Consider the following 12,636-nt stretch of genomic DNA (forward strand, 5'->3'; position numbering starts at 1 on the left):
ACGCCACGCAACCGGAATTGACGGCTATTCAGCGCCGGACACCTATTCGAAAGTAATGAACTGGGCAGACGTCCAGACCTTGCTGTCGTCCCGTTGGCGCGCAAAGAAATACACCGGCCGAAAGCCGAATCCGGAGTTCAGCGGAGCCACTTCAAGCGTGCCGGCCAAATCTACCGGCAAGGGTTTATCGGTTATGCGCTCCGCAGCGAGGAAGAGTTCCGTACCCCCCAATTCATGTCTCAACGCTCCTTGTTCAAGCAACGCTGCACCGCTGATTTCCCATCGGAATTCCGGTGCATGAGCGAACGGGTTGCCCTTGAGCGGATCTCCCACCTTCACGAAACTGTCTATGGTCCCTTCAATTACGATCCGCGCGTTCGCAAGATTGCTGATATCAATCTCGATGCTGTCGGCATCTCCGTAGGTGTCGCTGCGAAATTCAATGTCCGTCGTGCCGGTGCGCCAGGCGGCTTCTTCAATATGCTCGAACCCTGATGAGCTGAAATTGCCGATGGTGCCGTTGATGATACGAATCCGGCCGTGCCACGACGCCCACCTATATCTGTCGCGAATGCGGGCGCCGCCCCATCGCACGCGGATCTTCCGCTCCGCATAGCCGAGTTCCGCATGCAGATTGCGCTCCCAGATCAGGCCTGAGTGATCGAACGCCGCAACGTATTCCCAGCCGGCACGGCCGAGCAACCGGTAGTCGAGTGCAGCAGGTCCCCGGTGGGTAAATGCATCACCCTGCCAGTGCTGGCCGCACCGAACCAGCGCCGCGCTGTGTTCGCCCGTCGTAGCCCAGGTGCGACGCGCGCGGAGCGCACGGCCAACGGTGCCGCGATCCAATGTATCGGCGATCACGCCGGTCAGGCCGCCATTCACGCCGAACACCTGTACGCCAGGCGCGCCTCCTCCGGGTCGACCGCGGTGTTCGTCACCGCTCGCGGCAACGCCAAGCTGATAGCCGCGCGCGATCACATCGCGATAAAGCCAGTCGAAGTGCCCCCAGCTCGACGCAATTTCGACCAGGCGCTCCAGTTCCGGATGGTGCCAGTCGGGGATGTAGCGCCGGCCTCCGACATGCGGCATGACAAGGTGATTCTCCGCATCGTCAAGATAAGCGTCCCACAGTTCTTCGACGGGCCAACGCCCCAGATCGACGCCTGTGCCCTTCATGTCCTCGTTCCATACCAGCGTCCGGTTATGTTCGCCGCGAGCGTTGTAGGGGAATCCGGGGGGCTCCTCTCCGAGAAAAACGACGTTGTGGTCACCGCCGGCCGTTGAGCTGCCGCACCACTCCTGCACTGGATAGACGACAAAGCGACCGGCTTCGTTGAAGTGCTCGACCGTTTCAACACCCAACGCCCAGTTTGCATCGGTGATCTGGAAGTCATTCGCCGTGTACCCGAGCACGTCGATACCGCCTATGTCGCGTGCGTATGCCGCGTTATAGGCCGGACTGTTGGTGCCTACCGTATCGTGCGCGTGGACATGCAGGTCCGCATATATCGAGCGTGGGGCGGGAAGGCTCTCATCGACTGTCAGGAAAACCTCGGAAGGACGTACGCCGGTCAACGCCGGTGCGTCCACCACAATACGCAGCGTTCCCCGTTCTGTCGGCAGGTCTTCAAGTTCGCAGGTCGCCCACCCCGGCTCGGGAAGACTCAGTTCGCGGCTGTAGACAACCGTCCCGGCGCCATCAAATACCTGCACCCGCAATGGGGTGTTGATGTTGCTGCATACATTGCCCCAACGGTCCTGCAGTGACAGCCGGTACGGTGCGCGCCGGGACGGATGAACGAAGCGTGGCCCATTCACCAGCACCCGGCAGGGCGCACCCGCATGGATATCAATGACCACGTCGCCCGGTACGGCCACAAAACGCGACGTGCCAAGCGGATCGACATAGAAACGAAACCGGAAGGTATCCTCAATAAAGGTCTGGACGCGCGTTCCCGGACCGCGTCGGCGATCGCCAAGCCGGATAACAATGTGATCGCCCGCATTGAGATAACCATCGGCAACATCGACAATGATTGCTTTTTGAAACGGACGCTCATGGCCCTTCTGATCGAACCGTACGTTGAGTGACTGCACAGTTGCCGGGCTTTGGCCCGGCACGAGCGGCGCAGCCTGATACTCGGCGCTGATAAAGTTCGCCGCGCCGGGATCACCCGTCTGGAACAGCGCCCAGTCGGAATAGAATTTGAAAGTCGCCTTGAGCCAGGCGCCATCCGCAACCCCTGACGCGCCGACCTCGTAGTCGAGCACGATCTCGCTCCACTCGCCGGCTTCGAGACGGGTAACGTTACAAGTCACTCGTCCGGCAAACGGCAGTGCCTTGTGCCTTTCATAAAGTCCGACAGGCGCAACGTGCCGTCCCAGACGCTCGCGTAACGCAACGCCCGCCGCTTCAATGCTTTCGTGTATTTTGCTCATTAGCTTGTCCTTCATGTTTGTAGCGGTCTTCCGGGTAGCGGACTCAATGCGCAAATGGCCATGGAGCGGTAGGGTTCCAGATCGGAATTCCGAGGTAGGCGTACCAGGGCGCCATCACGCAGATTCCGTAGGCGACCGCGATCAAGACTGAAATGACCCCAACCTTGGCGTAGTCCGCTGTCGAAAATGCGCCGCTGCTGTACGCAATGACGCCGGCTGTAATTTGCGTAGGTAGCAAGTAAGCGAAGCTGTCTGTATCGCTGACAAGCAGCGTGAAGGTGACCGGATGCAATCCAAGGCGGGGCGCCAGAGCCAGCGCGATCGGGGCGATCATGGTGACCGCCGCCACGTTCGATAACATGCCAATTCGAATCACATGCGTACCAAGCATGACGATGGCCAGCATCAACCACCAGACGTGCCCATAGGTGACCGCATAGATGTGGTCCGCTGCCCATTGCGCCAGTCCGGAACCGCTGATGGCGGATGACAGCGACAGTGCACCGCCAAGCAAGAAAAGCGTGCCCCAGATGGTGCGCTCCTGGATTTCTTTCCAGCCAAAACTCAGCACGCCCGGAGAAAACATCAAGGCAACGGCGATCAGCGCGACGACTTCCGACGGCATGCCATGCAGCGGTTCGGTTGCCCACATCAACGCAACGAGCGCGAGGATGGCAAGTATCCGGTAATCCTGGGGCGAGGCGGCCGGCAGCTTGCGCCGCTCGGTATTGATAGCCTGGCGCCCTCCCGGAATGGAGACCGCCCTCGACTTGAAGTAATACTGTACCCAGCATTGGGTCAGCGCAAACATGCCGAGATAAGGCCACTGCAAACGGAACCAGGTGAAATAGGAGATCCGTATGCCAAGCTGCTTTTCAAGTAGCCCCGAGACCACCATGTTGGGTAAATGTGCGGTGAGAATGCACATGCCGCTGATCATTGATCCGTAGACCAGCGTCTGAATAACGATTGCCTTCTTCGCGTCGCGTTCGCGCGATGTGTCACCGAACAGCCCGACAATGCCGTTGGTCACCGGCAACAACGTCGCCGCCCGTGCATTCGCAGCGGGCACGATAAGCGACATCACAAAATTTACGACGAACATGGCCCAGATCACGCCATTGGCGCTCTGCACCTTCAATTTGTCGAGCAACACCAGGGCGATGCGACGATCGAGTCCTGCCGCCTGCATGATGGCCGAGAACAGGAACGCCGCCAGGCACAAGAACACGACGGGCGTGGAAAATCCGCTCGCAGCCTTCGGGAATGCTCCGACCGCGTGCGAGAGCACCAGCAGCATGGGAATGAGTATGCCGCTCACGCCAACAGGAATGGCTTCGACGATCCATACAATGGCTACCCAGACAACGACCGCGAGGGTGGCCTTGCCCTGCGCTGTCAGACCCGCCGGAGTGGGGATCATCCAGGCAACGACAACGAAGCACAGCCACGCAAAAATGAATCCGGCGGGCCCTCGCCAGGCTGTCCCCGACCCTGATAGCGGGCCGTTGGCCTCTACCGATAGAACCCCTGGTGTTTCTTTGCTCACTTGCAAACCCCTGATGACTAGGCTTAAATGCGACGGCTTCAATCAGAGTTGGCATAATACGTATTAATACAAGTTGAGGAGCCAACGGTTTGTCATATCGATACACAGATTTGCGAAAAGGCTCCGTCGCGTCATGCGGCCATGCAAGTAACCGTCTATGAAACTGCAACGAGAGAACGCAACGCCGCTGTATGAACAGATGGCCGACACGTTGCGCGCCGAGATCGAGCGCGGGGCTTTCGGACCGACGGGCAAACTGCCTTCGGAGGCGGAACTCAGCGAGCGCTTTCGCGTGAGCCGGGTGACCGTGCGCCTCGCTATTGGCAAACTGGCAACCCAGAATCTTGTCGAGCGAAAGCAGGGAAAAGGCACGTTCGCCACCGCCAGGCAATTGACGCACCGGCTCGACGTGCTGCAAGGCTTCTACGATTCTCTTGCCCGGCAGGGCGCCGAGCCGCAGATGGCGCTACTGCGGTTCGAAGAACGTCCCGTACCGAAGAGCGCACAGTGGGCGCTTGCGCCGGATGTGGGGACGTGCATGTATGTGGAGCGGGTGCATTCGGTCGACGATAAACCCGTCGCGCTGGCGCAAACCTATCTTCTGCCGGAAGCGCGGGTGATCTCGCGCGAACAGGCGGCCAGTACGACCTCCTACGAAATGATTGAATCCATTTTGGGGTGGACAATCGATCGGGCTGACATATCGATCAGCGCCGTTGCGGCCTCGGGTGAGCTTGCTCGTGGCCTTGGTGTTCGCAAGCTTGCGCCTTTGCTTGTAATGAAGCGCACTTCTTATCTCACCGACGGACGAGCCTGCGAGACAACGGTTTTTCATATTCGTCCCGAGCACTACGAATTCGTTTTAAGCAGCACTTCAACGTCTGTATCGATCACGACCGCGCGCTAGGGTTCTCTACGGCAAGCCCTGCACCGACGACGTCCCCATTACGACCCGTTGGTTTTGACCGGTCTGGCAGCAGCGTATTGCGCGGGCGGCTATTGACCGACGGCTTATGCGGCTCTAAAGCGTTTGGCCTGAGCCGCGCTTTGACCAGATGTTGTCTCACCATGTCGTACGCCCAATAAAAACAGAACGTGTACGGAAGGAAAACGAGCAGCAGTCCGAGATCCATGAGCAGCGCCTGAACCAGCGTCATTTGCAGCCACCATGCGGACAAGGGGACCGCTATCAGGACCAGACCCGTTTCGAAACCCAGCGCATGAATCACGCGCTGCCATTTCTGAACCTTGCTCGATGCATAAGAAATAAGGATGCCGAAGAAAGAGTTAAACGCGAAACCCCACAGCATGGCGGTGATCGAAATTGCAGCGGTCAATGCCGTGGCATCGCCCAATGGCTTGTCGACGACCCATGACAGGACGGGAGCAAAAATACTGATGGCAAGTCCTTCGAAGAGAAGGACCTGGAAAATGCGTTCATATAAGCCGCGTGGCGTGGTCATCTCGACCTCCCTTGTGAATGGATGGTTGCCATTTTCAGGGGTCGCGCCTACTATTCCAAATTGCTTACTATCGGAAAACCAGATAGATCATGGTCGTTTCCATCGACGCGTTGATTGTGTTTTCGGAGGCCGCTGCGGCGGGTTCGTTCTCGGCGGCCGCGAGAAAGCTGGGACGCAGTCAATCAACCGTCAGCACGATCATTGCGGACATGGAGATTGACCTGGCCGTCGAACTCTTTGACCGGTCTTCGCGAAAACCCCGTCTTACAGCGCATGGGGAGGCGTTGCTTGCCAACGCCCGGGAGACGCTTGAAGCACATGATCGCCTGGTGCAGGCAGCGGCACGGCTAAGCGCGGGCCTGGAGCCGAGCCTGAGCCTGGCCATTTCCAACACGTATCAGCCCCCTCATTACGAGAAGTTGCTCGTTGCATTCGAAAAGCGCTTTCCCACGGTCGAACTCGAGTGCCTGGTCAAGGAGGACGAAGACGTGGTCTCGCTGGTGCAGGAGCGCCGCGCCGAGCTTGGCCTAGTGGCGGCCCAAGCCGGCTATCCTCCGGATGTCCGCTCGATCAGGCTGGCGGAGTCGTCGGAGCTGGCATTGTTCGTCGCCAAGGGGCATCCTTTAAGTGGCCTTCCGGACCTGACTATGGAGGCGCTCGCCAAGCACCGTGAATTACGGATCACCACAGGAGTGAAACCGGGCGAGCATCAGAGAAGCGTGCGAGTCTGGTCTGCCGACAGTTATCTGCTCCTGCTGGAAATGGCGGAGCTGGGCTTCGGATGGACCGAGTTGCCTCGCTGGGTCGCGGATCGTTTTGGCGCGAAAACGTTGAAGGAATTATCGGCGCGCGGGTGGCCCCGGTTGGTCGCTGTCGACGCCCTGTGTTTAAAGGGAGTTTCGCTGGGCATCGCGGGGAACTGGCTGCTGGATGCCCTGACAACGCCCGGTGCAAAAGTGGATGCGAAGTAACCCCCAATGAGCCACCAAGCGCTGCTGCGGCTTAGCCGCCAAGCCGCTCGATCATCGCAACGCCCGCAGCCGGGTTGAGTGTCTTGAAGCCGCTGATCACATACAAATAGACGTCTCGGGGCGTGGCCGTCGCGGCCGGTTTGCCAACCGTTTCAAGTCCCTTCGGTGTGCCGCCGGACGCCCAGTCGCGGGCGCGTCTGGTCCATAGATCCAGCGTGTCGTCGTCATAGCCATGCGCAAACTGTTCGGTCGTCCCCATGATCCGCGCATAGACAAACTTCGCGGTTACGTCCGCGATCTGTGGATATTTCGAGTCACCCGCCATCACGATGGCAACACCATGCTTGCGGGTGAGGGCAACGAACGCTTCGTCGCGAAAACTCTCATGCCGAACTTCGAGCGCATGCCGGATTTCGCGGCCATCGACCTTATGCGGCAGAAGCCTAAGGAAGGCTTCGAAGTCCTCCGCATCGAATTGTTTGGTCGGGGCGAATTGCCAATTGATCGGGCCGAGCTTGTTTTTCAATTCGAGCACGCCGCTGGCGAGGAAACGTTCGACCGATTCGCCGGCTTCCGCAAGCACCCGCCTGTGTGTTGAGAACCGCGGCGCCTTTAGCGAGAAGACAAAGTCATCCGGCGTTTCGTCGTGCCACTTCGCAAACGTGGCCGGTTTCTGCGAGCCGTAGAACGTGCCGTTGATCTCGATGGTGGTCAGCTTGCGGCTCGCGTATTCGAGCTCGCGCTTTTGCACGAGCCCTTGCGGATAGAACGTGCCGCGCCACGGTTCGAAGGTCCAGCCGCCGATGCCGATCCTGATCTGCCCGGCCTTGCCCGCTGTCTTTCGGGTTGCCATGAATGAGATTCCTCCCGGTGCACTCGATGCGCTCAAGTGTAGCGAATTGGAACCCGGCGTGCGATGCGTACCCAGTGCGCCGGACAGGGCTCGGTCAAGAATCCGCGGTTCGGAGCAGCACCGGTAATCCTTTGACCTGGGTAAACGGACGGGACGTTTTTGGCTGCGCTATGGCAAGCGGCGCTTCTTGAACCGTTGCGCTACAAAGTCCTCGAATTTACGCCACATGGGTGCCGCTTGCCATGTGGCTAGTGACAGCGTGGCCGCAACGACCAGACTGAGGACAAACACCGGATGCCCCGGGTGGAATGGAGCCGAACAGGCGTTACCGGGTAAATGAATAGCTGAGCGCAGGTTGCACAGAGCCGCCTCGATTTGCTCGCTTCCCCATAGCCCCGCGACGATAATCGCGCCAACGCCGATCAGATCCTGCAACAACACCGACCAGATGCTCAAGATGAAGAGGATAGTGAGAACGGTCAGGATCGACACGCCGGGGAGATGGAAACTCGAGGCGGTCGCGATGGTCAGAATCAGGATCGCGGCCCCGACTGTTCGTGGTGCACGCAATACCGAGAAGAAAATTCCATACGCGAACAACGTCCATCCTGTTACTACGACCAAATGAGGGTAGCTCGCGTCATCGGGGGGGTTAGCATGCGTCATGAACAATTGCGTCAGTACGAGTACGACACCGGTGGCGAGAATCCCGCCATTGAGGGCGGCGCTCGTACGCGACTGATGAGTCAGGCCGCGGGCAACGAAATAGAACCCGAGAACCGGTACCCTTACCGATGCGAACAACATGCTCAAGGGACCAAGCTTGGCATTCTTGCTGGATAGTGCAGCTTGTGTCGTCGCCACGGTATGCGCAAGCGTCCGGGTAAACATGTCAGATCCGGCCTCGTCAAGCAGCCGCTCGCCGCCAATCAATCCATTTCTCAGCGCGTCCTGCGCTAGCGCCGGAGTCGGATCAGCTAACTGTTTGCCGTTGGTCAGTTGTCGCAGACATGCCGCTCCTTCGCCTGTGGAGTCGGCACCCAGTTCCTGGTCGTATATGATGCATTCGCACAGGTTACGTAGTTCACCCAATAAAATCTCGTAGTGAATTCTCAACGTCACGACTTCGGAACACACTGGCAAGAGGTCCGGCATGTCACTGCCGGGAATCCCCAGAAAGGCGAGTTCGGCGTTCAGCCGCGACGTATAGTGGTTCGTTGTCCACGCTGTCTTAAGCTGTTCCTGTAACGCGGCGGATGCGACCGAAGTCAGTGCGAGCGAGGTGATCGCGGCGACCGCCTGGGCGGGATTTGAATAGACCCGTCTCAAGCGTTCCGGGTTGAGAAGAACTTTCAGAAGGCGCTCGGAGCCGTCGAGCCTTCCGTAGATCCAGTCGTTGGCACGCCATGACTTTTTATAGAAAGCGCCAAAATGACCGAGCTGCAGCCCAAGCAGCTTGTCCCGGGCGGCGCTCTTTCCACCAACCGGACTGCTGGAGTTGCCGCTGATCTGAACCAGTTCAATCAACGCGTCGTCGGAAAGCTGGTCGCGATCAGCGAACGCGTATTTGATGACCTCGAGCTGCAGCATCCGGTAAAGCGTGGCGCAGAGCGGGTCAGCCGGGGCTTGCAGCGGCGGGGACAGGAACTCGACCAATGCCTGCACTCCGCTGCGGTCGGCTTGATCTGCTGCGTTCAGGTCCACGGCACTCAAACCCGTGATCACCTCCGAAGCAACCGGGCAGGCTAGCCGAATCAGTCTTGCGATCCGATACGCCTTATCCCCGCACTGCTCGCGACGCGAAGGGGTATCGAGAAATTCGAACATGGTCACGAAGTCTTGTTCGTTGACCAGTGGCTTCGTTGCTTCTTCCGCAGCGGTCGGGGGATCAGCCGGATCTTTCTGCGCCCTTCTCCTTACACGTCCAGACATGTCGATCAGCAGTTTCCGCGTTTTTTTGTCCCACTCCCGGTCTTCCCTCTTGCGTTGATCGGCAAGCAGATCGACCATTTTAAAAGCCTGAGCCCACAGGTCTTTCAGGGCTGCTACCACGCTTGTTTGCTCCTCCAGTTGCATCGCGCCGGATTTGACGACGTAGCCGAAAAGCCGTTGCGTCAACCTGAGAAGATTGAGCAATACACTTGCCGAAAATTCCACGGGAGATAAACCCCACTCCCAGATCTTCGCGTCCGCGCAGCCGGTGAACTGGGTATCGTCGGACCAATGGACTGGAATCCACCCCTTCCATTCGATTGCTTCGAACTTCAGACGCATCATTTCCCGCCCGTTCTTTCCAACGGCGGAAAGAGCCGGCGCTAACGACGGGTTCTTGCGGACTATATCGGGCAACGCGGAATAGACGAAGGTCTCGAAGGTATCGGCTATGCGGTGTTTGCGGTAGAGCGGAAAAAGGTTTTCAGCGAGCCCGAGCAACGTCGCGGCGTTAAACGAACGAACCAGCTTGAGCACGTCGTTGCGCCGGGTACGTACACTGTGATTGTGGTCCTGTATCTCTTGCAGTTGATCGGAAATGGTCTGTGATTGCGGGATTCCGAGCACGCTGGCGGCGAGTACCGGCGCCAGCTCCGGTGGAGCATCCGGCGTGGCGCTGTGAGTGGTCGATGAGCCGTCGCCAGGGTCTGGATTGACGTAGGCAAGTACACGCCGCACGCCGCGCTGTGTCGGCATCTGGAAGATCGCTTGCAACGCTCCCCGAAACGGCTTGTTGTCGAGAATTCCGCCGTCAATGACATAACGTGTCGAGACGGAGGCCAGCGCATCGCCTTGCGAATTGCACAGGTTGGCGTTTTTTCCAACCCCTGAAGGTTCAAACGCGAAGGGGAACGAAGCTGTTGACCTCGCGGCCCGCGATAACTTCTCGACCATCGAATCGCGTTTGGAGAAATCATCAGGTTTCGCGTCACGCGTGAAGTGAAAACAGGCAAGGTAATCCATATCTCCGACTGGGGAACCCAGATCATCCACCGTGTAACTTGGGCAGCCGTCAAGCAGCGTAGTGGTCAGCCGGAGGTCAAGCGGCATGTCGCCGGGAAGGCGTATTGGCGAGAGGTTATTTCTGGCCAGACTGGTGAATGCCTGTTTGATCTGCGGCAAAAAATAGTCGTCGCCTCTCAGCAGCGACCCTGGGTTTTCACCCAGCGGCGGACGCAGGAGGTCATCGAATGCGCCCATTTCCTGCCAGACCTGCCGCAGCTCCGAAAAGTCACCTTCATATAGCATGGCGATCCCAAGCGCAGCGCCGTTTATGCCTCCGGCACTGGTGCCGCTTATGACGTCGACTCTTGCGTCTGTCTGTGTCATATCGAGCAACCCGGTGTACACGGGATCAAGTCCCTTCACCAAACGGAAGATTTCATTGGTGACGCCTCCCATCCAGACTGCCAGGCTGACTCCCCCATTCATGACTAACGCCAGTCGAAGTTCTTCTCGTTGTTCATCAGGCATGGTTGGCCTCGCCTAGGAACGATTGAAGTGATTGTTTGACATCCGACATGCGTCGGCCGGTCACTTTGCGCGTTGCGCAAGACGATCCATGGCCGAAAAAATAGGGCGGTCCTGTTTATTCGTGGCTTGTCCCTGGAGCGATTCTAGTAGCCGCCTCTTCGTTGTGTGTCTGAAAACGAGGATTTCTCATGCGGACTGTACGCCACCGAACATGAATCTCGTTTCGTGCGGAACGATATTTACGCCATGCATGAGTGCCCGCAAGCAGGGGTGGAGAAACTCCCTGTTTTCGATGAACGGTCATTCAATTAATGAGGATGACAAAGTGTTGAGAATATATTTGGTATGCGAATAATTAATTGAAGAAGAACGAGTATTGCAGTGCCGCAATCATCGTCTGTCAATGGTGGGGGGTATCCATGTACCGCACTGGAATCAGGTTTTCATCGGCGGCCATGCGCTTCGCCTTGTTGGCGGTATTGGCAAGCCTCTCGGGATGCTCGTTCTATAACCAGCCGTATCCACCGCCGAACGTGCACCAGCAAGGCTACGATCTCCAGGTGGTGCAGGTCGATGATTTTGGATCGCTATGGGATCCGAAGGAGGCTGGCAACACCCTCCAGGCACTGAAGGAAGTCCCTCAAAATGAGAACCTGCTGGTGGTGATCTTTATCCACGGCTGGCACCACAATGCCGCCGCCGGGGACGAGAATCTTCTTGATTTCAAGGAGACCATGGCCGCGCTTCGTTCGGCGGTAGACACACCTCAGCGCTCGGCGGTACGCGAGGCGCAGACAGGCTCATCGAAGCTTAATCTTGTAGGTATCTATGTGGGGTGGAGAGGAAAGTCGCTTCCATTGCCGCTTGACTACGCCACAATGTGGTGGCGCAAGAGCGCGGCAGAGCGGGTGGGTGACGGAGACATTTCCGAGTTCGTGGAGCGGCTCGACGGTATCTACCTCCAGCGCAACGCGACTGCCGAGGGCAAGCAGCCCGGCCAACGGCCTTTCATGGGGCTCGTTACGATCGGGCACAGTTTCGGTGCCCAGGTGCTATTCAGGTCGATCTCCAGGGCGCTTGAATATCCGCTGGTTCAGCGCGCACCCTGCGAGGCGCAGATCCTTGCGCCCAATGCGAACACCTCGAACCGTACGATGGTGCAAAATCCGGTGGATAGCCTCGGGGACTTGAATATCCTGGTTAATCCGGCGCTCGAGGCTTATCAGTTCGGTCGGATCGACGCCCTCTACAGGCAACTGGCATTTTCCTATACCCAGACGCCTCAGCTCGTGGTGTTTTCCGCTGACAACGATATTCCCAGGCAAACATATTTTCCGATTGGACAGGCCGTGAATCGGCCATTCCGTCCCGGGTTTCGCTCCGCTGACAACGACTATCAACGCGCGCTTTGGGCCACTGCACTCGGAGATCTGCAGCAGCAGCAAACGCACCGTCTTGATTTGAGCACTAAACCGGACTCGCTTTCCGATTCCGACTATGGCGGCTCCCAACCAGGCAAGACCGTACGGGAATTTGATTTCAGCGGGGAAACGGTATTTAGCGGAGTCAAGCTGGAACCGTTAGCGCCGGGCGTGTCAGGCGGACCGGCAGCCACCGCGAATAGCCCGGTGATCGTGGCCGTTACGCACGACAAAATCATTGATGGTCATAACGGAATCTTCGAACCCGTGTTCAGGAATTTCCTTGTGCAGTACGTGGCCTATATAGAGGGAAAGCGATTTCTCCTGCGCAGCGGAGAATCGGTGGCGCTTAGATCGGCACCGGGGTCCCAGGTTCAGAGCGCTAAACCTGCGTCTTCTCAGCAATGCAACGAATAGGAATAGCGTTGTATGCGGTCCGTGCGAGGGGACTCGCCCGGACACCCGTATAAAC

8 protein-coding genes are annotated in these 12,636 nt (G+C 58.2%); 3 read left to right on the top strand and 5 right to left on the bottom strand.

From position 1 onward, the window contains the following. Positions 1-42: 42 nt before the first annotated feature. Positions 43-2,442 carry a hypothetical protein gene (locus ABH944_RS35450; protein WP_404612258.1) on the bottom strand — a complete coding sequence of 800 codons (2,400 nt, stop codon included), beginning with the start codon at positions 2,440-2,442 and terminating at the stop codon, positions 43-45. 43 nt (positions 2,443-2,485) lie between these two features. Then, positions 2,486-3,991: an SLC13 family permease gene (locus ABH944_RS35455; protein WP_404612256.1), complete on the bottom strand. Its 1,506-nt coding sequence runs from the start codon at positions 3,989-3,991 to the stop codon at positions 2,486-2,488. 157 nt (positions 3,992-4,148) lie between these two features. Between ABH944_RS35455 and ABH944_RS35460 the strand changes: the two genes are divergently transcribed. Beyond that, positions 4,149-4,898: a GntR family transcriptional regulator gene (locus tag ABH944_RS35460; RefSeq protein WP_404612254.1), complete on the top strand. Its 750-nt coding sequence runs from the start codon at positions 4,149-4,151 to the stop codon at positions 4,896-4,898. Here ABH944_RS35460 and ABH944_RS35465 read toward each other — a convergent pair. Beyond that, positions 4,882-5,454, bottom strand: a complete 573-nt coding sequence (locus tag ABH944_RS35465) for a PACE efflux transporter (protein WP_404612252.1) — start codon at positions 5,452-5,454, stop codon at positions 4,882-4,884. The genes ABH944_RS35460 and ABH944_RS35465 overlap by 17 nt on opposite strands. An 89-nt stretch (positions 5,455-5,543) precedes the next feature. Between ABH944_RS35465 and ABH944_RS35470 the strand changes: the two genes are divergently transcribed. Then, positions 5,544-6,425 (top strand): LysR family transcriptional regulator, encoded by an 882-nt coding sequence (locus tag ABH944_RS35470; protein WP_404612250.1) that lies wholly within the window; start codon positions 5,544-5,546, stop codon positions 6,423-6,425. Positions 6,426-6,456: 31 nt separating this feature from the next. Here the strand turns inward: ABH944_RS35470 and ABH944_RS35475 are convergent, their stop codons facing one another. Next, a complete protein-coding gene (locus ABH944_RS35475; RefSeq protein WP_404612249.1) occupies positions 6,457-7,278 on the bottom strand; it encodes a DUF72 domain-containing protein in 822 nt (273 codons plus the stop codon). Positions 7,279-7,446: 168 nt separating this feature from the next. Beyond that, positions 7,447-10,743 (bottom strand): patatin-like protein, encoded by a 3,297-nt coding sequence (locus tag ABH944_RS35480; protein WP_404612247.1) that lies wholly within the window; start codon positions 10,741-10,743, stop codon positions 7,447-7,449. Positions 10,744-11,102: 359 nt separating this feature from the next. On the opposite strand from ABH944_RS35480, the gene ABH944_RS35485 reads away from it, so the two are divergent. After that, positions 11,103-12,581, top strand: coding sequence for a hypothetical protein (locus tag ABH944_RS35485; protein WP_404612245.1), 1,479 nt, complete (start codon positions 11,103-11,105; stop codon positions 12,579-12,581). Positions 12,582-12,636 lie beyond the last annotated feature (55 nt).

Source organism: Caballeronia udeis (assembly GCF_044909315.1).
GTDB lineage: Bacteria > Pseudomonadota > Gammaproteobacteria > Burkholderiales > Burkholderiaceae > Caballeronia > Caballeronia udeis_A.

Excerpts from the sequence above, each read along its gene's own strand:
- ABH944_RS35450 (WP_404612258.1), bottom strand. The coding sequence starts at position 2,442 with ATGAGCAAAATACACGAAAGCATTGAAGCGGCGGGCGTTGCGTTACGC.
- ABH944_RS35460 (WP_404612254.1), top strand. The coding sequence starts at position 4,149 with ATGAAACTGCAACGAGAGAACGCAACGCCGCTGTATGAACAGATGGCC.
- ABH944_RS35465 (WP_404612252.1), bottom strand. The coding sequence starts at position 5,454 with ATGACCACGCCACGCGGCTTATATGAACGCATTTTCCAGGTCCTTCTC.
- ABH944_RS35470 (WP_404612250.1), top strand. The coding sequence starts at position 5,544 with ATGGTCGTTTCCATCGACGCGTTGATTGTGTTTTCGGAGGCCGCTGCG.
- ABH944_RS35475 (WP_404612249.1), bottom strand. The coding sequence starts at position 7,278 with ATGGCAACCCGAAAGACAGCGGGCAAGGCCGGGCAGATCAGGATCGGC.
- ABH944_RS35480 (WP_404612247.1), bottom strand. The coding sequence starts at position 10,743 with ATGCCTGATGAACAACGAGAAGAACTTCGACTGGCGTTAGTCATGAAT.